The 22,321-nt window shown below is 59.8% G+C and carries 16 protein-coding genes; 7 read left to right on the top strand and 9 right to left on the bottom strand.

What is annotated here, in order from left to right:
* Positions 1-8: 8 nt before the first annotated feature.
* The 8 genes from atpG to NZ960_04095 all read right to left on the bottom strand — a co-directional run bounded on the left by atpG (position 9) and on the right by NZ960_04095 (position 6,112).
* Positions 9-890 carry an ATP synthase F1 subunit gamma gene (gene atpG, locus NZ960_04130; protein MCS7176800.1) on the bottom strand — a complete coding sequence of 294 codons (882 nt, stop codon included), beginning with the start codon at positions 888-890 and terminating at the stop codon, positions 9-11.
* A 10-nt stretch (positions 891-900) separates the two neighbouring features.
* On the bottom strand, positions 901-1,860 hold the full coding sequence (gene rfaD / locus NZ960_04125) for an ADP-glyceromanno-heptose 6-epimerase (GenBank protein MCS7176799.1): 960 nt from the start codon (positions 1,858-1,860) through the stop codon (positions 901-903).
* A gap of 6 nt (positions 1,861-1,866) precedes the next feature.
* A complete protein-coding gene (gene atpA, locus NZ960_04120) occupies positions 1,867-3,429 on the bottom strand; it encodes a F0F1 ATP synthase subunit alpha (protein MCS7176798.1) in 1,563 nt (520 codons plus the stop codon).
* Positions 3,426-4,025: an ATP synthase F1 subunit delta gene (gene atpH / locus NZ960_04115; GenBank protein MCS7176797.1), complete on the bottom strand. Its 600-nt coding sequence runs from the start codon at positions 4,023-4,025 to the stop codon at positions 3,426-3,428. Before atpH ends, atpA begins: the two co-directional genes overlap by 4 nt.
* A 10-nt stretch (positions 4,026-4,035) precedes the next feature.
* Positions 4,036-4,533, bottom strand: a complete 498-nt coding sequence (gene atpF, locus NZ960_04110) for a F0F1 ATP synthase subunit B (GenBank protein ID MCS7176796.1) — start codon at positions 4,531-4,533, stop codon at positions 4,036-4,038.
* A gap of 24 nt (positions 4,534-4,557) precedes the next feature.
* Entirely contained in the window at positions 4,558-4,788 is a 231-nt protein-coding gene (gene atpE, locus NZ960_04105) for an ATP synthase F0 subunit C (GenBank protein ID MCS7176795.1), read from the bottom strand.
* 77 nt (positions 4,789-4,865) lie between these two features.
* Positions 4,866-5,789 (bottom strand): F0F1 ATP synthase subunit A, encoded by a 924-nt coding sequence (gene atpB / locus NZ960_04100; protein MCS7176794.1) that lies wholly within the window; start codon positions 5,787-5,789, stop codon positions 4,866-4,868.
* Positions 5,790-5,794: 5 nt separating this feature from the next.
* Positions 5,795-6,112 carry a hypothetical protein gene (locus tag NZ960_04095; GenBank protein ID MCS7176793.1) on the bottom strand — a complete coding sequence of 106 codons (318 nt, stop codon included), beginning with the start codon at positions 6,110-6,112 and terminating at the stop codon, positions 5,795-5,797.
* 394 nt (positions 6,113-6,506) lie between these two features.
* Between NZ960_04095 and NZ960_04090 the strand changes: the two genes are divergently transcribed.
* The 7 genes from NZ960_04090 (at position 6,507) to NZ960_04060 (ending at position 19,605) form a co-directional block, all read left to right on the top strand.
* The gene (locus NZ960_04090) at positions 6,507-7,235 is read left to right on the top strand and encodes an isoprenylcysteine carboxylmethyltransferase family protein (GenBank protein MCS7176792.1); all 729 of its coding nucleotides are present in this window, start codon (positions 6,507-6,509) and stop codon (positions 7,233-7,235) included.
* 202 nt (positions 7,236-7,437) lie between these two features.
* On the top strand, positions 7,438-8,790 hold the full coding sequence (gene rho / locus NZ960_04085; protein ID MCS7176791.1) for a transcription termination factor Rho: 1,353 nt from the start codon (positions 7,438-7,440) through the stop codon (positions 8,788-8,790).
* A 66-nt stretch (positions 8,791-8,856) separates the two neighbouring features.
* Positions 8,857-9,744 (top strand): cation diffusion facilitator family transporter, encoded by an 888-nt coding sequence (locus NZ960_04080; protein MCS7176790.1) that lies wholly within the window; start codon positions 8,857-8,859, stop codon positions 9,742-9,744.
* Between the two features lie 136 nt (positions 9,745-9,880).
* A complete protein-coding gene (sprA, locus tag NZ960_04075; protein ID MCS7176789.1) occupies positions 9,881-16,561 on the top strand; it encodes a cell surface protein SprA in 6,681 nt (2,226 codons plus the stop codon).
* A gap of 47 nt (positions 16,562-16,608) precedes the next feature.
* Positions 16,609-16,809 (top strand): hypothetical protein, encoded by a 201-nt coding sequence (locus NZ960_04070; protein ID MCS7176788.1) that lies wholly within the window; start codon positions 16,609-16,611, stop codon positions 16,807-16,809.
* A complete protein-coding gene (locus tag NZ960_04065; protein ID MCS7176787.1) occupies positions 16,799-18,241 on the top strand; it encodes a sodium:solute symporter family protein in 1,443 nt (480 codons plus the stop codon). Before NZ960_04070 ends, NZ960_04065 begins: the two co-directional genes overlap by 11 nt.
* A complete protein-coding gene (locus NZ960_04060) occupies positions 18,238-19,605 on the top strand; it encodes a glycosyltransferase family 9 protein (GenBank protein MCS7176786.1) in 1,368 nt (455 codons plus the stop codon). Before NZ960_04065 ends, NZ960_04060 begins: the two co-directional genes overlap by 4 nt.
* On the opposite strand, the gene NZ960_04055 is transcribed toward NZ960_04060, so the two are convergent.
* Positions 19,547-22,318, bottom strand: coding sequence for an FAD-binding oxidoreductase (locus tag NZ960_04055; protein MCS7176785.1), 2,772 nt, complete (start codon positions 22,316-22,318; stop codon positions 19,547-19,549). The two genes, NZ960_04060 and NZ960_04055, sit on opposite strands and share 59 nt — an antisense overlap.
* Positions 22,319-22,321: the final 3 nt, after the last annotated feature.

Raw genomic sequence — 22,321 nt, 5'->3', positions numbered from 1 at the left:
GCAACTCTCTATCCTGTTCCGCGGAGTGCTTCAGCTCCGCTGGTGATCTCTACCATCTCCTTCGTAATCGCTGCTTGCCGTTCTTTGTTGTACTGGAGCTGAAGATGGCGGATTAGCTCGTGGGCGTTGGAAGTTGCATTCTCCATGGCGATCATCCGGGCAGCATGCTCGGCCGCTGAGGAGTCCAGCAGAATCCGCCAGAGCTGGGTTTGGATAGAGAGCGGAAGGAGCGCTGTCAGGATGTCTGCTTGGGAGGGCTCGTAGATGTACTCTCGGCGCGGGAGTTCCATCTGCGCCGGTGGGGTAATCGGCAAAAGGAGCTCGTGGCGTACTTCTTGCCGGAGGACGGAACGGAACTCATTGTAGAGAACTTCCACTCGGTCGTAGCGTCCTGCCATGTAGGCATCCATGCAGAACTGGGCTATTTCTTGAGCCGTCTCGTACCGTAGGGGTGAGAAGACGTCCGGTTTCTCGTAGGCGATAGGTTCGCTGGCACGCTTGCGGAAGAACGAGATCCCGCGCCGCCCGATGGCGGCTATCTGCACAGTCGCTTTGGGGAAATCGTGCCGTAGAGCTTCCAAGCGCTGGAGCGCTGCCCGGAGGACGTTGTTGTTGAAACTCCCACATAGCCCGCGGTCGGCTGTGACGACCACCAGCAGGACAGAGCGTATCTCCTTTCGTGCTTCGAAGAAGGGATGGAGGAAATCGCGGGTTGTCCCAGACAAGTGCCAGAGGATTTCCGTGAGCTTGTGGGCATATGGCCGAGCTGCCCAAATGGCTTCTTGGGCCCGTCGCAGCTTGGCTGCGGAGACCATGCGCATAGCCGCAGTAATCTTCGCTGTGTTTCGCACAGCCTGGATTCGCCGCCGGATGTCTCGCAACGTCGCCATGATTGCACTCCTACAAGTATAACTGCCCGGGGAGGAGGTACTCCTGCACGTATTCCGTCACTCCTTCCTCCAGTGACCGGAAGGAGTGAACGACCCCGCTGGCCTGCAATTTGCTAAGATCGGCCTGGGTGAAGTTCTGATACTGGGAACGCAGCTCAGCGGGCATCTCAATGTATTCGATCTGCACAGGTTTGCCTAAGGCAGCAAATAGTGCATGGGCAAGCTCGTTCCAGCTTCGAGCCTGTCCAGTACCGACGTTGTAGAGACCCACGAGCTTTGGCTGTGTCAAGAGCTTCCACAGCACTGCGACGACGTCCTTGACGTACGTGAAGTCTCGCTTCTGTTCGCCGTCGACGTACTGCGAGTCGGTAGATTTGAAGAGCTGCATTTTGCCCGTTTGCTGGATTTTGCGGAAACCATGCCAAACCATGCTCGCCATCGGCCCCTTGTGGTACTCGTTGGGGCCGTAGACGTTGAAGAGCTTCACTCCGACGGCATGCTCTAGAATTCCTTCTGCTGCTGCCCAGCAGTCAAAAAGGTGCTTGGAAAACCCGTACGGGCTGAGTGGGCGGAGAGCCCAGAGCCGAGATTCCTGGAACCCTTGCTCGCCTGCGCCGTAGGTTGCCGCACTACTGGCGTAGATGAAGCGAATTCCTCGTTCGACCGCATAGCGCGCGAGGACCTTGCTGTACTCGTAGTTATCGGCCAGTAGAGCAGCGATGTTGGAATCCGTCGTGTTGGTACGGGCTCCCAGATGGACAATGGCCTCTAGTGTGCCTAGCTCGTTCCGTAGTAGGCGGGGTAGGAGGTCGTCCCTGTGGATAAACTCACGGAAGCGCTTGCCGACTAAGTTTCTCCATTTTTCGCCGCTGAGTCGGTCTACGACGATGACATCGAAGATCCCCTCTTGGTTCAGCTTCCAGAGGAAGCAACTACCGATGAAGCCGGCACCGCCGGTGAGTAGAATCATGCTATACTACGAGAGCCCGTGGCGTTGCCGGAATTCCGTGCAGAAGTGCTGTAGGGCTTCGTCCAGCCGCTGGGAGATCTCGGGTGTGAGGTCCTGCGTGTCTAGGATGGCTTCTAAGATAGAGCGTTGGTGGAAGGTACGGAGATACTCCAGGAATTCCCGTTCGAAGGCTGCAACCAACTCTAGCGGGAGTTCATCTAGCCAGCCGTTGGTGGCAGCGTATAGGATAGCAATCTGCTCCTCAACGGGCATTGGTGAGTACTGGGGTTGCTTGAGGATTTCCACCAGCCGGGCTCCACGGCGGAGCTGGCGTTGGGTGGTCGGGTCTAAGTCTGAGCCGAACTTGGCGAAGGCCTCTAGTTCGCGGTACATTGCGAGCTCTATCTTCAGCGGCCCGGCAACGCGCTTCATTGCTTTGATTTGGGCGTTGCCGCCAACGCGGGAGACAGAGATCCCGACGTTCATAGCGGGACGGATGCCAGCGTTGAAGAGGCCGGTCTCCAGGTAGATCTGCCCATCAGTGATGGAGATGACGTTCGTAGGAATGTAGGCAGCCACATCTCCGGCCTGGGTTTCAATGATGGGTAAGGCGGTTAGAGAGCCTCCGCCAAGCTCATCGCTGAGCTTCGCTGCGCGCTCCAACAGGCGGCTGTGGACGTAGAAGATGTCTCCTGGGTATGCTTCCCGTCCTGGCGGACGGCGGAGCAGAAGGGAGACCTGCCGATAGGCCGCAGCCTGTTTGGAGAGATCGTCGTAGACAATCAGCGCATGGCGCCCTGTGTCTCGGAAGTACTCGCCCATGGAAGCACCGCAGTACGGTGCTATATACTGTAGCGGGGCAGGGTCAGAGGCATTCGCGGCTACAACAATCGTATAGTCCATAGCCCCGTATTCTCGTAATGTTGCCACGACGTTTGCGACGGTAGAAGCTTTCTGTCCAATTGCGACGTAGATGCAGTAGACAGGCTTAATCCCGCGGCGACGGGCTTCCTCGGTGTGGGTGTACTTCTGGTTGATGATGGTGTCGATAGCGATAGCCGTCTTCCCAGTCTGGCGGTCTCCGATGATGAGCTCGCGCTGTCCTCGTCCAATTGGGATGAGGGCATCGATGGCTTTGATACCGGTCTGGAGCGGTTCCTTGACGGGCTGTCGGTAGATGACACCAATGGCCTTCCGTTCCATCGGCAAATACTGCTTGGCGTTGATAGGGCCCTTGCCGTCCAAGGGGACCCCCAACGGATTGACGACACGGCCCAACAGTTCTTCGCCTACGGGAACAGAGGCCACGCGGCCGGTACGGCGGACCACATCGCCCTCCTTTACCAGGCGATCGTCACCAAAGAGGATGACGCCGACGTGGTCCTCTTCCAGATTGAGGACCATGCCCACAACCCCGTTAGGGAACTCAACGAGCTCAGACATCATCGCCTGACGTAAGCCATAGACACGGGCTACTCCGTCGCCGACCTGAAGGACGGTGCCCACATCGTAGATGTCAACCTCGCGCTCAAATCCAGCCAACTGGCGCCGAAGGATCGTCGAAATCTCTTCTGGTCGGAGCTCGATCATGGCTTGTGATCCGTTAGGGGACTTGTCTCGCCGTTTGAGCGGAGCCAGCGTGTGGGGGCTTTCTGGTGTAGGTCTCGCCGGAGGCGCTCCAGGGCGTGGCGGAGGGAGCCGTCAATGACGGTGTCCCCAATCTGGAGCTGCACCCCTCCGATGAGGGTAGGATCTACAGCGAAGATTGGGACAATCGTTTTTCCGGTGCGCTCCTGCAAGGCTTCGACGAGCCGGTTCTGGAGCGGTGTCTCTAGCGGAATAGCGGAGCGGACCGTGACTGCTAGGCGGTCGGTGTACTGGAAGTAGAGCTCCTCGTAAGCGGTGATGATTTCTGGTAGCAGTGCCTCGCGCCGCTTGTCGACGAGCAGCAACAGGAACTGTAGCAGCAGGGGTGTCAGCCGTCCAGCAAAGAGCTCCGTTACCACGGCCCGTTTCCGCTCCGCTCGGATGACGGGGTTCCGTAGAAAGGCCCGCAGCTCCGAGGAACGCCGTAGGAGGTCCCGCAACCAGCAGAGCTCCTCGTAGACCTGAGCATGGAGGGAGCCCTCCTGCGCTAACCTTAGGAGCGCTGTAGCATACCGACGCGCAATCCGCAGGGGCGACATCCCACTTGGCTCAGTTCTGTCGTGCAATCTCGTTGACGAAAGATTCTACCAGCTTTCGGTGGGCTTCCGGATCGAGCGTCTGTTGAAGCAGACGAGCTGTGCCCTCTACCACTAGGTTGGCAACATCGGCGTAGAGCTGGGCATAGGCGCGCTCCAGCTGGCGTTGGATTTCCAGCTGGGTCTCCTCCAGCTTCTGCCGCTTCAGTTGTTCAGCACGCTCGCTGGCTTCTCGTAGGAGAGCTTCTGCCTGTTGTTTGCCCTCGCGGAGCAGGCGATGGACCTCCTGCTGTGCTTCCTGGAGGCGCTGGTGAGCCTCTTGGAGGAGTCGCTCAGCTTCTCGGCGCGCAGTCTCAGCGCTACTGAGCGCTTCTGCAATCGTGCGCTCGCGCTGCTCTACGGCATTCAAGATGGGCTTCCATGCAAAACGTGCTAGCAGCACCAGGAAGATGCCGAAATTGAGGAGAGTCCAGAACATCAAGCCGGGAGAGACCTCCAGGAAGTTGGGCATGGTACTCTCTCTTGGGATGGGGCACTATGCAGTCTTGACAGCCAACAGGATGCAGACGATGCAGGCGATGAGGGCAATTCCCTCGATGAGGGCAGCTGCAATCAGCATCAGTGTCCGCGTCTCAGCAGCCGTTTCTGGTTGGCGGCTGGCAGCTTCCAGAGCCGCAGCACCCAGACGCCCAATGCCGGTACCTGCTCCCAAGACACTGATGCCAACACCAATGCCTGCAGCTAACCACGCTAGTCCTAGCTCCATGGCACGTCACTCCGTTATGTTGTTACACCATCTCACCCTACCATCCCTCATGGGAGGGAGGCTGAACAGTGCCAACGTCAGTGGCTCTCCTCGGTCGCTAAGCCGAGGAAGACCGCAGTGAGAATTGTGAAGATGTAGGCCTGTAGGAAGGCCACCAGGGTTTCCAGGAAGTACACGAATACCGAGAAAGCAATGGACACCGGTGCAATGAGCACGGTGCCGAAGAAAAAGATGAGCCCCACGAGGGCTAGCAAAGCGATATGCCCTGCTGTCATATTCGCGAACAATCGGACGCAGAGGGCGAAGGCCTTAGCGAACATCCCGATGACCTCAATCGGCACCAGGATTGGGCTCAGCCACAGGGGACCGCCGCCGAGGAGGTGGCGAAGCCAGCGCTTGAGGCCAATTGTGGCGATGGCCCCACCGTTGATGACGAGGAAGGCCGTCAGCGCGAGAGCTCCCGTAACTGCCAAGGAGCCCGTGGCCGTGTGCCCGCCGGGCAATAGCCCTAGTAGGTTGAGAACGAGGATGAAGAAGAAGAGCGTTAGGAAATACGGCAGTAGGCGCTGGGAAAGATGGTGAGAGGGGATGTTCGGTCGGACGACTTCGTCCCGAATGAAGAGCACGATAGCCTCTATGGCATTCTGCAGCCCGCGTGGGGGCTGCAGCGGTGCCTTGCGGTAACGACTCACGGTGCGCCATAAGAGCCACCCGAGGAGCAGCATCCCCAACCACTGGTATACGACCAAGTTCGTGATGGAGAGGTCTAAGGCTGGCTTTGTTCCGTCGAGCGTCCGCACGGGATGCCCCATAACCATGCGGTATTTGCCGCTCGCCTCCATCTCTGAGGGCGATCGGTAAACATGGAGTTGGCCGTCGTCCCACAGGATGATTGGGAGGCTGAGTACCTTGTAGGGGCCGATGTAGAACCCGTGGTGATCACCCAGCTTCCCTAAGAGCTGGGTGAAGACATTGCCGTCTCCGGTAGGCGTAGCGCTCATTAGGCTTACGGTATTGTGAGCGGGCGGAGACGAAAGGTCTCGTACCGTCGGTGGAAGTCTACGATTTCTGCGGTCAGTAGCACGGCTACCCCCACAGAGAACGACAGGGCAAACCCGAGCGGGTAGACCTTCTCAACGGCTAAGAGGTAGCCTGCTGTAGCGCTAGTCGCTAAGAGCCGAACTACCATCCCACCGAGCACCGAACGGAGGAAGAGCTGCAGTGATTTCCGAAAGGCCCAGCGGGCAGTGAGGTAGGAGAGCAGGAAGTTAGCACTGCATAAGCCTACTCCCCACACGACGCCAGTTAGGGCTTCAGAGCTCATAGGTGATGTCCCTCCGACGAGGCGTTGAGTTTGCGAACCACTTTCCATATCTCTCGGAGAGCGACTGCACACCCAACAGTCAACCCGCTCAGTAGTCCGATAGGTGAGCTGTGGAGGTGCTGGTCAATCCACCAGCCTAGCAGCCCGCAGACTCCAAAGGCTACGGCGATAGTCATGCCGAGGTTGGCATATACTGCCAGCTCTTTCCATGCAGAACTGCGAGGGGCTACGCGTGGTTGTGCGGAAGCGCTCACCGACGAGGAGGCTAGCGTGTTACATGAATAGCACACAAAATTAGCCATTTGGCCCTGGATACTTCCCATTGCGGTAGCTTATACACGAGGGCCGCCTCGTTGTGCGTTTCTACGGCCATAGCTGGGGGCGTACTTGGGGTATGGTGGCACCGCTTGCGGAGACTCTGCGGCGACAGGGAGAGTGGCTGTTCCGCAACCGTGGCTGGATGCCCCTGTTACTGCTGCCAGTGGTTATTGTAGCGGTCTTTCAGGGGCCAGTGCCGGACTTTGTGGATTCCCTCTGGTGGCAGTTGGTCTGCTGGGCGTGGATTGCTGCAGGGCTGGTTTTGCGGGGATGGGTAGTCGGGCAGGTTCCCGAGGGAACTTCTGGCCGCAACACTCGGGAACAGATCGCTGAGCAGCTCAACACAACAGGGCCGTATTCGGTTGTGCGCCATCCACTGTATGTTGCCAATGCCCTTCTCTGGTCGGGGATACTACTCCGTCCTGGCATCTGGTGGCTGTGGCTGGTAGGCATGGGGTGGTTTGTGGTGGTCTACGAGCGCATCATGTTGGCAGAGGAGGCATTCCTGGTACGGCGATTTGGGGAGTCCTTCCAGCAGTGGGCTGCCCAAACTCCAGCCGTCCTTTTGCACACCAGGATGTATCGTCCCTCTGCACAGGCATTCCAATGGAGGAAGCTTGTGTTCCAGGAGTACTCTACGTGGTTGGCAGTGTTGACCAGCTATACCTTGCTAGAAGGAATGCTCTTGTGGCACCGAAAGGGAAATGTAGAGCTGCCGGAACTTTGGGGAAGTATCCTCGGTATTGCTGTCTGCGGAGCGTTGTTGGTACGGTTGCTCAAGAGATATTCGGCTTGGCGGAGCTAAAGGCAATGTTGGCAGCAATGGTACGTCTATGATAGCAGCCTTGGAGCAGGGCGGTGGACAGAGAAGTCTGCAGTGCCAGCGCGCTCTACTCCTTTCGGACTCATTCTCCCTCGAGGTTTTGGCGTAGGTGGGCTGGGTACGTGTGAGGTAGGCTAAGCCTAGGCCAGTACTCGCGTAAGTTGATTTAGTTGGGACGCAATCCATGGAACAGCAGGACCGCATGAACGGACCCGCTGCAGGTATCCCCTCCCTCTTCGATGTAGAGACCCTGCAGAGCCGGAAGATCGCGGAGCTCTTTGAAATCGCCCGGGCGCTTGGTATCCCGAACTATGCTGACATGCGAAAGCAGGAGCTCATCTTTCGAATCATGGAAGCACAAGGGCAGATGCTGCGAGAGCAGCAAGCGCGAGCGCCAGAGGCGGAGGTTGGGGGTACACCAGTTGAAGGCGTTCTGGAGATCGTCCCTGAAGGAAACCACGGCTTCCTGCGCTCTTCGGACTCCAGTTATTTGCCATCCCCTGACGATGTCTACGTTTCGCCGTCTCAGATCAAGCGTTTTGGGCTGCGTACTGGGGATACAATTCGCGGATATGTGCGTCCACCAAGGGAAGGGGAGCGCTACTTCGCCCTACTGAAGATAGAGTCAGTGAACTACCTTCCCCCCGAGGCCGTTAAGGATCGACCCCTCTTTGAGAACCTTACACCAGTGTATCCGACCGAACGCTTTCGGCTTGAGACAGTTCCGAACGAGTACTCAACTCGCATCATAGACTTGCTGTGTCCGATAGGGAAGGGACAACGTGGATTGATTGTAGCGCCGCCGAAGTCCGGGAAGACAATTCTGCTACAGCAGATAGCTAACGCCATCAGCCGCAATCACCCCGAGGTAAAACTCATCATCCTCCTGATTGACGAGCGTCCGGAAGAGGTCACCGATATGCAGCGTTCGGTCCGGGGTGCAGAGGTCATCTCTTCCACGTTTGACGAGCCTCCAGAGCGGCATGTACAGGTGGCGGATATCGTGCTGGAGAAGGCGAAGCGCCTGGTGGAGTGTAAGCATGATGTCGTCATCCTCTTAGACTCCATCACCAGGCTAGCGCGGGCGAATAACACTGTTATCCCCCATTCGGGCAAGATCCTCTCTGGGGGAGTGGATGCGAATGCTCTGCATCGTCCGAAGCGCTTCTTTGGTGCTGCTCGCAAGGTTGAGGAGGGAGGCTCGCTGACCGTGATTGCTACAGCACTGATCGAGACGGGGAGCCGGATGGACGAGGTCATTTTCGAGGAGTTCAAGGGGACGGGGAACATGGAGCTAGTGTTAGACCGCAAGCTAGCGGAGCGGCGTATCTTCCCAGCAATTGACATCAATCGCTCGGGGACCCGCCGGGAGGAGCTGCTGCTGACCCCGGAGGAGCTTAACAGAGTCTGGGTCCTCCGCAAAGTCCTGAGCGAGCTTCCCCCTGTGGAGGCGATGGAGTTGCTGCTGGAACACATGCGGCGGACGCGCAACAACCGCGAATTCCTGGCGACGCTCAACACGCTGACGACGCAATAACGCTCCCGAGGGACGATGCAGGCCTCAGGCTCGGTTTCTCCCCTTGCACGCCGACACCGAGCCTTGATGAACGCCTCCTTGGGGGTCGGTATCCTGCTGCTCCTTGTGAAGTGGACCGCATACGTGTTGACGGGCTCCGTAGCGATCTTCTCTGACGCTCTGGAGTCTATCGTCCACATAGTTGCTGTAGCTCTGGCGTGGCACACCCTAAGGGTCAGTTTCCGGCCACCAGACCGGGAGCATCCCTACGGACACTTCAAGGTGTCGTACTTCTCCGCTGGTATGGAGGGGGGACTGATCATCCTTGCGGCACTCTTCATCGTTGGCTCTGCGGTGGAGAAGCTCCTTACGGGTGTCTCGCTGGAGCGTCTGGAGTACGGCTTGGGGCTGACGTTGTTCACGGTCCTCGTCAACGGCATTCTGGGAACGGTGCTTGTACGTGAGGGGAAGCACTCGCATTCCCCAATTTTGACGGCAAACGGCAAGCATGTCTTGACCGACGCCTGGACCAGTGGAGGCGCAGTTGCGGGGCTATTGGTGGTTCACGTGACGGGGTTGCAGGTGCTGGATCCGATCATAGCCCTCCTCATTGGGGCTAACATCATTCGCGAAGGAGTGTTGCAGGTACGGCAGGCTATCCATGGCCTTATGGATCGAACAAACCCAGAGCTGGAGCAGCAAGCATTACAGGCGCTGGAGGCATTCTGTTCTGAGCATGGCCTAAGCTACCACCGCTTCCGTCTTCGGCAAGCAGGCCCACAGGTGCACATCGACTTCCACTTGCAGTTTGCTAACGGCACCCCGATAGAGCAGGCCCATGCCTTGGCGACTGCTGCGGAACGGCGGATTGCCCAGGCCTTGCCTGTCCGAGCCGACATCGTTTCGCACTTGGAGGGAGAGGACCATCCGCCGGTGCACGACGAGCCTATAGAGCCTACTTTGCGGCAGAGGTGATGGATAGCCGATGCTGCCGCTGGCAGCGTATTTTTGCAGCGTTCGTGAGAGGGTCTCAGCCACTGTGGAGGGAGCAAGCTGCCCCAGAGCTACCGGCGTAGGGTATGGTATTGAGCTGGTTGTGCGGCGATAGGACGTGGAGTGGTGGGAACTCATGCGGCCTGACAACGGTTGGCTGGGGCGCCACCTCTACTTCGGCGCGCTGGGATTCCTTGCAGTCATAGTAGGAAGCACGTCGCTTCAGGCCCAGGAGGATTCTTATCCTTTCTTGCCACGGCAGTCAGTGTGGGAGTACCGCCCAGGAGTAGAGGGAATCGGGCCAGGGGCACGGCCACTCTGGCAGGAGCGCTACGAGCTAGACACTTCTCTTTGGAACTGGCGGCGGCGGTTGGTGTACGATGGCATAGAACTCCTGCCCCCAGTACGGTGGGACTTTGAGGAGTACTTGCAGTGGCGCCAACGGCTCTGGCGTGACCGGCTGTGGGATTCGTTGTGGCAACAGTACGATATCCGCCTCGCCTACTCTCCGCAGGAGCGGAACCAGCTCTTGGGACAGATTGCCACTATCACCATCCCGCTGCCCCCCAGCCCATTGCTGACGATATTCGGCCGGCCGGAGATCAGCATCTCCGCTGCAGGAGAAGTCAATGTGCGGGCGGGATGGCGCTGGGACTGGCAGCGCTTAGGGACCGCGTCTGCTGTGGGACAGGTACAATCCAGCCCAATCTTCTCCCAGTCCATCAATGTCAACGTCTCTGGCCGTATCGGCGATAAGGTGCGCCTGGGGGTAGACTGGGGTTCTCAGCGGATGTTTGAGTTTGACAACAAGTTCCGCATCGGCTACGAAGGCTACGACGACGATGTCGTCCGCAAGCTAGAGGTTGGGAACGTTAGCTTCCCAACGCCATCGACGCTCATCAGCGGGGCACAGGCCCTTTTTGGGATTCGCGCGGATTTCCAGTTTGGTCCACTGTTCCTGAAGACTGTTGCGTCGCAGAAGCGGGCCGAGCGCCGCACGACGCGCATCCAGGGCGGAGCACTCCGCCAGCGGTTTGCTCTCCGGGCCTACGACTATGCCCGTAACCATTTCCTGCTGGATACGGCATACCGTAGCCTCTACCAGGAGTACTTCCGCTATGCAACCCCAGTTGTCCCTGCCTCAGCAGCGCCGCTGCGGGTGAAGGAGATTGAAGTGTGGGAGAGCACGACGGATCTGCGCGTCACACAGGCAGCGGAGGCCATCGCTTTCGCCGATCTCCCGCCCGTTGGGGTTGGGCAGCGGTATCCTGAGAATCTCAAAACCGCCCAGATTGTGGCTGGCGAGGTCGAGCGCGGGCGATTCGTACGCCTGGATACATCGCAGTACCGCTTCAACCCGCACCTTGGGGTCCTGACAATCCTCAATCTACGGCAGGACCGGACGTATGCGGTGGCGTATCGGATTGAAGGGCCTACAGAGGGGGCTAACGATGACCTCGTCTACGGTACGTTTGCTAACACGGCTGGGGAGCGCGACACCCTCGTGCTGAAGCTCATCACCCGGCCCAACCTCCAACCCGGCTTTCGGAGCCTGTGGGCGCGGCAGCTCCGCAACATCTACTCCATCGGCACGCGGAACGTTCAGGACATCAGCGTCCGCATCTGGTATGTGCGCCAGAGCAACGACTCCACCGAGGTTATCGAAGGGGTCCCAGACAAGCTGGTGACAATTCTCGGCGTGGACCGCATCAACAATGCGACGGGAGATCCCACTCCTGATGGGGTGTTCGATACTGGACCGCAGTCGCCGTTCTTCAACCCGCAGACAGGGGAGCTGATCTTCCCGTCACTGGAGCCTTTTCGCGAAGGGTTACGGGCCTACTTCGCGGCTCGGGGAGTGGCTTCGCTAGCGGAGCGCTATGTCTATGGGGCTGTCTACGACACGACGATTGAGGCAGCGCGACTGCAGACGGAACGCGATCGCTTCATCATCGCCGGTGAGGTGACCGGTTCGGCAGGCGCCCGCATTTCGCTGAATGTCTTCAACTTGGAACCAGGGAGCGTTCGGGTCTACCTGGACGGTGTCCCTCTCAAGGAAGGGGATGACTACACCGTGCAGTACTACACCGGGGAGGTCATTCTGCGGAATCCCCGAGCACTGCTGCCGAACGCTAACGTTGAGGTGGAGTATGAGCCGCGAGAATTCGCAATCCTAGGGGCGCGGACCCTTCTGGGACTGCGCGGAGACCTTCTGGTAGCGAAGCGGCGGAACCTAACGGTGAATTGGGGCTTTACGACGATGTTCTACCACCAGGCGGCACTCATTGACCGTGTCCGGCTTGGGGATGAGCCAGTGGCAAACTGGATGCTCGGGACCGATGTAGCACTCCAATGGGAGACCCCCTGGGTGACGGACCTCCTCAATGCCCTACCGCTCGTGGACACGAAGGAGAAGTCCCGCCTCAATGTTCGCGCTGAGGTAGCGCAGATGTTTCCAACGCCCAACACCCGTCGCTCAGAGGTGGCTTCTGACCATAATGCCCCTGTGGTCTACATCGATGACTTCGAAGGTGCCGATCGCCGCTTTCCGCTGGGAATGCTGCCTGGATACTGGCGTCATTCTGCTCCACCGGTAGACCCTGACATTGCCCCCGATCCAAAGACGGCTGCTCTCTTCCGCGGGAAGCTCTTCTGGTACCAGTTCTTCCTCCCGGAGACCCCAATCCGAGAGGTCTACCCGAATCGGGATGTCATCCCAGGCCAGAGCAACCTCCGCTCACTCTACATCGTCTTCCGGCCCGATGAGCGAGGCATCTACAACCCAAATCCGGAGTTCTTGGATAGCCGCAACCCACGGTTTGATCCTGCTAATGCATTTGCTCAACGCCCAGAGAACCGGCGCCGCATCTGGGCAGGGATGACGCGATTGCTGTCTTCGTACCCGCTCAACTTCGATGCAGAGAACTTCGAGTACCTGGAGCTTATGATGCGGATCGAGTACGCCGAGCCGGGAGCTCGGCTCTTCATTGACCTGGGGCAGATCAGCGAGGACGTTATTCCCAATGGGAAGTTGGACACCGAAGACGGCATTACGTCGGCCGCCCCACTGCCAAATGGTATTCTGGACGCTGGCGAAGACGTTGGTGTTGACGGACTTTCTGACCAGGCAGAGCGCTCTTCTCTGCCCGAGCCGTTGTCGCTGGAGGAGGACCCAGCACGCGACAACTTTGTTTTCGACTACACCAAGGACCCTGGCTTGCTGACGGAGGCTGACTTTGAGCGCTACAACAACTTCGAGGGCAACTCCCGGTCGGAGCTGGGGCAGTTTCCCGATACCGAGGTCCTGAACCCCAACAACGGGCAGACACTGACGCTTGAGAACAGCTACTTCAGCTACGAAATCCGCTTGGACCCCAACCCGGCGACCAACCCGCAGATTGTCGGTGGCGGAAGTAACGGGTGGTATCTCTACCGCATCCCGTTGCGGCGTCCGGATCGGGTGGTAGGCAATCCGCTCTACTCCAACATCCAGTACGTCCGGCTCTGGGTAAAGGGCGGAGCGCTGAAGATACGGATTGCGGATTGGCGGCTCGTGGGGGCACTGTGGCAGCGCCGGCATCCATTCCAGGCTGCGGCAACGGATGCTGATTCTGTGCTGGAGGTAGCTTTCGTCAATCGGGAGGAGAACAGTGGTCCGCCGGACTACTACACGATGCCGCCTGGTGTCGTGCCTCCACGGCAGTTGAGCAATCCCGATCCGACGAGGGATATCCGGCTCAATGAGCAGTCGTTGGTCTTGCGGGTGCGTAACCTGCGGTACGGCGACGAGCGCATGGCGGTTCGCCTCTTCCCGCAACGCTTGGACATGCTCTACTACCGCAAGCTGAAGTTCTTCGTCCACGGCGATGGCGGCATGCCCTTCCGGATTGCGCAAGGGGAGGTGCCAGTAGGAGAAGTGTTCGTGCGCTTCGGAGTGGACTCCTCGAACTACTACGAGTACCGACGTCCGCTGCTCCAAGGGTGGCAGGATGTGCAGATAGACCTCCGGCAGTTGGCAGCTTTGAAGTCGTTGCGGGATTCGCTCTTCCAGGTGGGGATTGTGGAGGCACGACTCCCTGGAGATGAGCTTGGGCGAGTCCGCATCCGCGGGAATCCGAGTCTTACGCAGGTGGCCTTCATGGGGGTTGGGATTGCAAACCCGGCCGAGCGCTTTCCAAACCTCCTCACGACGACGGTTTGGATCGATGAGCTGCGCCTCACGGAACCCGACGCTCGTCCGGACTGGGCAGGGGTAACAGCCGTTGACCTCCAGCTTGCCGATCTGGGCACGCTCAACTTCAACGCATTGCGGATGCAACCGGGCTTCCATCGGCTGGAGGAGCGCTTCGGAGACCGTATCCTCCGCAGCTCCTGGAACGGCAGTGTAACACTGGCCTTGGAGAAGCTGTTCCCAAAGGAGTGGCGAGAGTTGCGGATTCCGTTCACGTACACCCACTCGGAGCAGTTGGAGAAGCCGGCCCTCTTCCCGCAGAACGATGTCCCGGTCGAGGAGGCGGCCGAGATTGTTCGGCAGCAGCGCCTGCGGCAAGGAGCAACGCCACAAGCGGCTGCTGCAGCGGCCGAAGAGCTGCGTCGGAGGAGTCAGACGCTGCGCGTTCAGGATAGCTGGGCCATCACTGGACTCCGTCTGGGTATTCCTAGCTCGCTGTGGTGGATCCGGGACATCTTCAATCGCTTCACTGTTGGCTACTCCTACGCCCAGGAGTTCGAGCGTTCCCCGCAGGTGGCGGAGCGCTTCCGCTGGCGCTGGAACTTGACTGTGCAGTATGCTCTGCAGATGCAGCCGCTGCTGACGCTACAGCCCCTTGGCTGGGGCACGAAGATTCCGTTGGTGAGCGAGTTCGCAGGCTGGCGTCTGAGTCCTTGGCCAACCAATATCGGGTTTGGGCTGACAATGACGCGAGGGCGCCAGACCGAACAGCTCCGGGATGTTCCCTTCCCAAGCCCCGTTGTGCGGGAGTTTACAGCGCAGCAGCAGTTCCAGTCTTCTTGGCGTCTCAGCGAGGGAGGTCTCCTCAACCCAACGGTGGACTACTCGTTGACGACCAACAGCACTCTCGTCCCGTTGGAAGTGGACCCCGTCACTGGGCGGCAGCGTACAGGTCGGGAAATCTTCCGGCAGATGCTCTTCCGGAACGGAAGGCCGTTGTATCTCGGCGAGGAGACTTCCCTCCGGCAGAATGTTACGGTCAACTTCCGACCGCGGCTGGCGGAGCTCCTACGACTGCAGCGCTTCCTCGATATGAGCGGGTCCTACACTGTAACGTACTCCTGGACCGATCCACGGCAGCCTGACCCTGCAATCCGCGATATTGTCAAGCAGGCACAATGGCAGAGCTCCTTCCGCTGGAATACGGCCCTCCGAGTCAAGCAGATGGCTGAGTCGTGGTTCGGTAAAGTCCCCACTGGCGATACACCGACAGTTGTGCAACGAGCGCTCCGCATCCTGCGCAGCGCCCTCCTAGACTACGACAACGTGCAGATCAACTTCCAGCAGGACAACTCTTCGCTCAACCCGGGCGTACTCGGCGGCACAGGACTGACGAACTTCTGGCTGCGGACGCTCCTCTTCCGTCCGGAGCGCCCGCTCTATGGGCCGTCGATGGGGTACCAGTTGGGGTTGCTGGCTAGTCCGCACGGCAGCATTCGGATTGTCCGGAGCGAACGCTTCCCATTCTTTGGCTTTGCAACGACGCTCGGTCCCCGTCCGCCTCAGGCCGTACTCCAAGAGAACTTCGCACAGCGCAGCGTACTCGACATTCGGACTTCGCGTCCGCTCTGGGAAGGGGCAACGCTGACGCTCTCGTGGAAGAGCGAATTCGCGTACAACCGGAATTGGACGCTCCAGACCGACGCCAACGGCGTACCGACCCCAACGGCCGTCGTGGTGACGAATTCGTACAGCCGGACGGCACTCTTCCTGCCCCCGTTCTTGGTCCTAGCGCTCTTCCGCAACTCCCACGAGCGGGTGCTACAGCTCTACGAGCAGCGCCGACAGGCAATTGTGGCCGCTGTGGCGGACACGGTAGAACGGAACACTCGCCTCCAGCAAGCCCTGGCAGAGTCCTTCCGGGAAGGGCTAGAGAGCTTCAGATGGTATCCTGGAGCGCTGGCACTCATCATGCCACGGGTCAATTGGATCCTCCGCTGGGACGGACTGGAGAAGTGGGGCATATTCCGCAGCATTGGGGCGCAGCGTGTGTCGCTGGACCATTCGTATGCGGCAACCTATCGGGAGAACACTCGTCTGACGGACCGAGGCCGAACGATAGACGCACAGTCCATAGAGGCGAACTTCCAGCCCTTCTTGGGGGTGAACGTCAACTTCAACGAGAAAGCCTTCGGCGGGCCGGCGACGGCAATTCTGCGCTACAACCTGCGCTATGGCTACCAGTTAGGTGCGGCAGCTCGATCGCTCCAGCGCCAGGTCTCACACGAGTTCTCGCTCCAAGTCAACCACACACGGCGGGGCTTGGTATTGCCTCTGATCGGAACGGAGCTCAAGAACGATGTGGAGTTCAGCCTCTTGGCCTCGATTCGCCGCAACCTCACCTCCTCCCACGACGTCTTCCGCTCCGGCGGAGATCAAGGTCTGCGAGTGGATGGAAGCACGCAGATTTCCGTGGAGCCGCGAGCTCGCTACACGATCAGCCAGCGCCTGACGGCAACGCTCTTCATGCGCTATGACGGTGTCTTCAACGAAGGGGCAGCGCAGCCTGGCTACAGCACGTTCCAGATGGGAGTTGACATCCGGCTTGGTATCTCTGGAGGGCGGTAAGCGGTAGGCCTTATCTATTTTCGCACCCCGACACTTCGCGCTTGGCGATGGGGCTTGCTGTGGCCTTGGTGGGAGTGTGGTGGATTGGGAGCATTGCCCTGTGGCTCTGGGGTATGCAGACACCGCTGTTGCTTGGACTGCCGCCCTGGATTTGGGGGGCAATCGTTTGGCAGTTGATACTCTCCGCGCTGCTGAGTTGGATTGGGCGGAGGATAGTGGAGGCGGTACGGGAGTCGCATGGCGCTTGAAGCTGTCCTCGTCGTCCTCGGGTACCTGGTGCTGAACCTCGTCATTGGGCTCTGGGCAGCGGCTCGTCAGCGGAGTGGAGTGGAGGAGTACTTCTTGGCGGGGCGACGCCTGTCGCCGTTGGTGCTCTTCTTCACAATGGTGGCAACGAATTTCAGCGCCTTCTTCTTCCTTGGCTTCGCCGGGGCAGGGTATCGGATCGGGCTGTCCTACTACGCAATGATGGCTTTGGGGACAGCCCTGGTGGGGAGCACCTTTCTCTTCGTGGGGTACCCTGCCTGGCGTCTGGGGCGGGAGCTGGGGGCAGTGACGCCGGCTGAGCTCGTGGGGATTCGCATGCAGAGCACGGCGCTGCGTGTGCTGTGTGCTGTTGTCTGGCTCCTCTTCACCGTGCCGTACATTGCTATCCAGCCCATCGGGGCGGGATACTTGCTGTCGCAGTTGACGGATAACGCGGTGCCGTACTACGCAGGAGCGGTGTTGCTGAGCGCCCTCGTTGTGGGGTACGTGTTCCTCGGGGGGATGCGGAGCGTCGCTTGGACTGACGTGCTACAAGGGCTGCTCATGATAGGGGTCAGTTTTGCGGCGCTTTGGTTCGTAGCCGCTCGCTGGGGAGGGATTGAGCAGGCGAACGCGTTGCTGCTGAGCAGGAATCCGTCCTTCTTTGGCGCCCAAGGGGCTGGAGGATTCTTCACGCTGCCGGTGTGGATCAGCTACTCGCTCTTGTGGCTCCTTAGCGTACCGATGTTCCCGCAGATGTTCGTGCGCTTCCTGGCTGCTCGGAACTTGGAAGGATTGCGGCTGACGGCGGTGCTATATCCCGTTGTGACGGCGTTCCTCTTCCTGGCACCGGTACTCATTGGGCTGTGGGGGCATCTGGAGCTGCCTCCGCTGGGGGAGCGGGAGAGCGACCAGGTGCTGCCAATGCTGCTCGGGAAGATTGCACCAGAGTGGTTCGCTGCGTTGGTGGGGGTTGGTGCACTGGCAGCCTTCATGTCTACGATGGATTCGCAACTACTGGTCCTAAGCTCGCTGTTGACGCGTGACATCTACGCGGTGCTGCGTCCTCAGGCGAGCTTGAGAGAACAGGCCTGGGTGGGGCGCATCTTGGTGGTCGTCCTCGCCGTTGCTGGATTGGCGATTGCATGGGCTCCACCGGCTACTCTCTTTGCAATTGCGACGCATGCATTCTCAGGCTTTGCGGCGCTCTTTCCAGTAGTGGTCTGCTCGCTGTACGCGCGGCGGCCGTACCCGCGGAGCTGCATCGCTGCAGTGCTCGCTGGCGAGGGGCTTTTAGCGGGATTCTACACAGGGCTGGTACAGCCGGAGTGGTTCGGTGGCTTCCTGCCGGTTATGCCGGTAGTAGGGGTAGCGGCGGCAGTGCTGTTCGTTGGCATAGCGATAGAGCGTCGGCGTGTGGAGCAGACGGCATGAAGGCGTGGGAGGTCGTTGGAGAGGTTGAGTCGGCGAGTCGTCAACTGAGCGAAGCGCTCCGAAGAGGGCGCCCTGTAGTGCTCTTACCGTGGGCACATCCTCTACTGTTGTCCGACTTTCAGCCTCCATTTGATTGGCAGCAAACTCCCGGCCAGCGGCATCCTCTGCACAAAAGCCTCTTCTTTCGCCTCTTGCGGAGCAGCCCGCGGTGGGATCCGGAGAAGCCAATACCGGGTGATCAGATTCGCTCGGTGGTTGTGTTCCGCTACGATGCTATCGGGGATTACGTGGTAACGACGCCGCTCCTCCGCTGGTTGCGTCAGGGCTTGCCACAAGCACGGTTGACAGTGCTCAGTTCTACTCGCAACGATGCACTCATCGCTCAAGACCCGCATGTAGATGAGCATCTGCCGATCCATCCGACACACACGGTGCATCCATCATGGATTAAGGCGATATGGCGCCTGCGTCGCGACCACGACGTGGTGTTTGGGTTAGTCTTTACCCACATGAGCAGGGCAGCGTTCCTTGCACGGGCAATCGCTCCAACAGCAGAGTACGTAGTCCCGCTCCACTGGGAGCGAGCTAGGCTTTACGGACTTGTGTTCCACCGCCAGATTGAGTATCATCCATGGAAGCAGCACTGGGCCCAGGCATTGCTGCTGATGGGGCAGCGTTCTATCTCGCCATGCGTGGCTGTTAAGCCCTTCACGGGCTTGTATGTCCCCGTCTCTGCGGATGCCTGCCAGCGCGTATGGGAGGTCCTTCAACGGCAGGGGATTGGTATCACTCCGCCTGCGGCTCCAGTCGTCTGGGCGCGAGGTTCACGTCCCCTGGAGTGGCAGGCATTGCCAGGAAACCCGTATGTGGTGTTGAATCTCTCCGCCCACAGCAAGGAGCGCATGTGGTTAGTGCACCATGCGTTGATAGTGTGTCGTGAACTCCTTCAGCGCTTCCCAGATGTAGTGCTGTTCGTCACGGCGGCACCGCGCGACCGAGCGATGGCAGGAGAGCTAGTACGCCAGGTCCAGCATCCTCGCTGCCGAATGTTCACCGGCAGTCTCTCGGAATTCATCGCTCTAACTGCCGGGGCTGCTTGGGTGCTGTCGCCAGACACGGGACCTGTCCACATAGCCTCAGCTCTCGGAAAGCCTATAGTTGGACTGTACGGGGAGCTCTTCAAGATTGTTGGATGGCATCCGTTTAAGGCCCCCTTCGTAGCGGTGGTGAGCGCAACAATGGAGGGCATCACATTCGCTCCGCCTGGTGCAGTGGTGGAGGCGGTGGAACTGCTACTGCAGGAGGTCATTCCACGAGGGTTTGTGCTGCCACAGGAGATGCAGCCCATATCAGCAGGCTCGTGAGTGAAGACCAGGGGAAGCCGCTGAGAGCCTGGAGGAGCATTTCGCAGGGTGGGTTGGTGCTGTGCCCCGATTCTGGCTGGACGGGAAAGCCCTCCAGGATAGAGAGGATTCGCTGCCCGGCATCTCGGGCCACTTCGGGATGACGCAACCATAGGTCACCAGCGGCTGCACAACACTCGGGCGTTGGGTTCGTGAGGACGGTCTCCGCACACGATTGGGCCAGTTGAAGGAGGGCCGGCTCTATCCCCATCCGACGGGCAGAGCACGGGATGTGGAGGAAGATGGCCTGCTTACGGCGCCTAAGGGGGAGCCGTGGGAGAAGCGTAGAGCTGAACTCGGCACTGTCCACGACGGGGGTTGGAAGGCGGTCAGCGTGGCTGCGGAGCCAATGGGCACAAGAGCTGCCTTCAACGACCAACAGGCGAGCGCGGTAACGGTAGAGGGCGTTGCCGAGACCTTCGAGGGCAGCCGCCGCAGCTTCGGGGAATCCCTTTGAGGCGAATAGTAGCCCACAGCAGAAGCGGTGGTTGTCGGGGAAGAGCATCAGTGGCTCCCCACAGCGTTGAGCAAGCTCTGGAAAGGCAAGGAGGTCTGGGGTACCAGTCCAGCGCGCAGAACAGCTCAAGAAGAACAATGTTGAGCCTGGTGGAGGTGGGGTAGCTTTCCATCGGGGAAGTGGGGAGCGGAGACTAAGGTCCCATCGGGGAAGGGCTCCATGACTCCAGCGATTGAAGCGCTCCGTCAACTTCTGTAAGCGGCGGACTCCTATGAGGCGCGCTGTCGTGTGTCCAGCCTGCAGGGCAAGGCGCATCGTTGCTTCTACTGCCGAGAAGTTTTGGGCCGCAAGCTGGACACTGGAACGTACAAGGGCCAGGCGAGACTGCTCGCGGAGCTTGCGGACGAGCGCTCCAGCGTCGATCCCGACAGGGCAGCGGAGTTGGCAGAGCCCATCGGTAGCGCAGGTCTCCACAACCTCGTACCACCATGTGGGTTCGTGCGGTCGGGGGAGGTAGCGGAGCAGGGCAATGCGCTGTCGTGGGGTGAGGGTCGTCGTGCGGGAGGGGCAGACGCTTTCGCAGAAACCACACTCCATGCAGCGGTCGGCATCGGAGTCCAGCCGCGGCAACTGCTTCAGGTTCTTCACGTGGAGCTGCTCGCGCCGGCTCAGGATGACGTCTGGGTTGAGGAGTCCGTCGGGATCGAAGAGGCGCTTGATATGCCACATGAGTTCGTAGGCCTCGTCGCCCCACTCGGCGCGGACGAACGGGGCCATGTTACGGCCAGTTCCATGCTCGGCTTTCAGCGAACCGCCGAACCGGAGGACGAGCGCTATGACGTCGTCCATCAACTGGGCATAGCGTTCTACGTCGGCAGGGGTTTGGAGTGGTTGGGGCAAGACAAAGTGAAGGTTGCCGTCCTTGGCGTGTCCGAAGATGACAGCGTCGGGGTAGCCGTAGCGCACAAAGAGCTGCTGGAGGTGCCGGACGGTCTCCGGAAGGGCTTCCAGCGGCACGGCAATGTCCTCGCTAATCGGGGTCGTCCCGGCTGGACGTCGGGCTGCAACTAAGGGATAGAGACTCCGGCGGGCTTCCCAGAGGTGAGCCCGCTGCTGTTCGTCGGTTGTCAAGACCAGTGGGTGTACCAGCGGCGTGGCGGTGAAGAGGCGTTCAGTCTCGTATTGGCATTCTTGGAGTTCGCTCCAGGCGAAGCGTTGGTACTCGAAGAGGAGTGCGGCAGCCGTTGGCGGGAATGTGGCGAGCCCTTCTGGGATAGCCGGCCGGCCGTTGATAGAGCGTAACGATGCACTGTCCAAGAGCTCAACAGCGTCAGCCCCGAGGTCGCGCAGTGCTGGCACTGTGCTACAGGCTGCCTCCGGCGAATCGAAGACGGCAAAGCCCGTCAAGCGTAGTGGTGGGTCGGGCACAGTTCGCAAGACCACTTCTGCAATGAATCCCAGTGTCCCCTCCGAGCCTACGAGGAGGTGGGCTAGGATTGCGGCTGGCGAGTCGAAGTCTACGAAGGCGTTGAGGCTGTAGCCGACTGTGTTCTTGAGCTGGTACTTCTGCTCAATCCGCCGGCGCAGCCCCGGTGTGGAGAGGACATGCTGGCGTAGTTGGAGGAGTCCCTCAGCAATTTCGGGGGCTCTGTCTCGCAGGAGATTGTCGGCGTCTGGGAGGGCTGTATCGAGCACCAGTCCGTTCGGGAGGACGACAACGAGGGAGTCGAGAGTGCGATATGCCGTGTCGCGGGTTCCACAGCACATCCCGCTAGCGTTGTTGGCAACGATGCCTCCCACAGTGCAGATAGCGATGGAAGCAGGATCTGGTCCTAAGCGCCGCCAGTATGGGCGTAGGTGCTCGTTGATGAGCCCAGCGCAGACACCGGGCTGAGACCAGATTCGCTGTCCGCCATCCAGAATCTGCCACCGTTGCCAGTGGCGGCGGACCTCTACGAGGACCCCATCTGTGACTGCCTGTCCCGAAAGGCTGGTGCCAGCAGCTCGGAAGGTCAACGGTACTCTGTACGTCCGACTCCAGGCGAAGAGCTGCTGGATTTCGGCTATCGTCCGCGGAAAGACGACGGCCTGCGGTAAGTACCAGTACAGGCTGGCGTCCGGTGCGAATGCTGTTCGTGTGAGCAGGTCTGTGCGGACGGAGCTGGGGGCGACGCAAGAACGGAGCGCGCGTTCTGCTTCCGGCGCAAGAGAGGACATTAC

Origin of the sequence: Candidatus Kapaibacterium sp. (assembly GCA_025059875.1) — a bacterium.
Taxonomy (GTDB): Bacteria; Bacteroidota; Ignavibacteria; order Kapaibacteriales; family HRBIN21; genus HRBIN21.
This window is presented reverse-complemented; position numbering and strand designations above follow the sequence as displayed.

What these genes read in the sequence shown, in the direction of transcription:
- atpG (MCS7176800.1), bottom strand. Translation starts at nt 890, where the DNA reads ATGGCGACGTTGCGAGACATCCGGCGGCGAATCCAGGCTGTGCGAAAC.
- rfaD (MCS7176799.1), bottom strand. Translation starts at nt 1,860, where the DNA reads ATGATTCTACTCACCGGCGGTGCCGGCTTCATCGGTAGTTGCTTCCTC.
- atpA (MCS7176798.1), bottom strand. Translation starts at nt 3,429, where the DNA reads ATGATCGAGCTCCGACCAGAAGAGATTTCGACGATCCTTCGGCGCCAG.
- atpH (MCS7176797.1), bottom strand. Translation starts at nt 4,025, where the DNA reads ATGTCGCCCCTGCGGATTGCGCGTCGGTATGCTACAGCGCTCCTAAGG.
- atpF (MCS7176796.1), bottom strand. Translation starts at nt 4,533, where the DNA reads ATGCCCAACTTCCTGGAGGTCTCTCCCGGCTTGATGTTCTGGACTCTC.
- atpE (MCS7176795.1), bottom strand. Translation starts at nt 4,788, where the DNA reads ATGGAGCTAGGACTAGCGTGGTTAGCTGCAGGCATTGGTGTTGGCATC.
- atpB (MCS7176794.1), bottom strand. Translation starts at nt 5,789, where the DNA reads ATGAGCGCTACGCCTACCGGAGACGGCAATGTCTTCACCCAGCTCTTA.
- NZ960_04095 (MCS7176793.1), bottom strand. Translation starts at nt 6,112, where the DNA reads ATGAGCTCTGAAGCCCTAACTGGCGTCGTGTGGGGAGTAGGCTTATGC.
- NZ960_04090 (MCS7176792.1), top strand. Translation starts at nt 6,507, where the DNA reads ATGGTGGCACCGCTTGCGGAGACTCTGCGGCGACAGGGAGAGTGGCTG.
- rho (MCS7176791.1), top strand. Translation starts at nt 7,438, where the DNA reads ATGGAACAGCAGGACCGCATGAACGGACCCGCTGCAGGTATCCCCTCC.
- NZ960_04080 (MCS7176790.1), top strand. Translation starts at nt 8,857, where the DNA reads ATGAACGCCTCCTTGGGGGTCGGTATCCTGCTGCTCCTTGTGAAGTGG.
- NZ960_04070 (MCS7176788.1), top strand. Translation starts at nt 16,609, where the DNA reads ATGGGGCTTGCTGTGGCCTTGGTGGGAGTGTGGTGGATTGGGAGCATT.
- NZ960_04065 (MCS7176787.1), top strand. Translation starts at nt 16,799, where the DNA reads ATGGCGCTTGAAGCTGTCCTCGTCGTCCTCGGGTACCTGGTGCTGAAC.
- NZ960_04060 (MCS7176786.1), top strand. Translation starts at nt 18,238, where the DNA reads ATGAAGGCGTGGGAGGTCGTTGGAGAGGTTGAGTCGGCGAGTCGTCAA.
- NZ960_04055 (MCS7176785.1), bottom strand. Translation starts at nt 22,318, where the DNA reads ATGTCCTCTCTTGCGCCGGAAGCAGAACGCGCGCTCCGTTCTTGCGTC.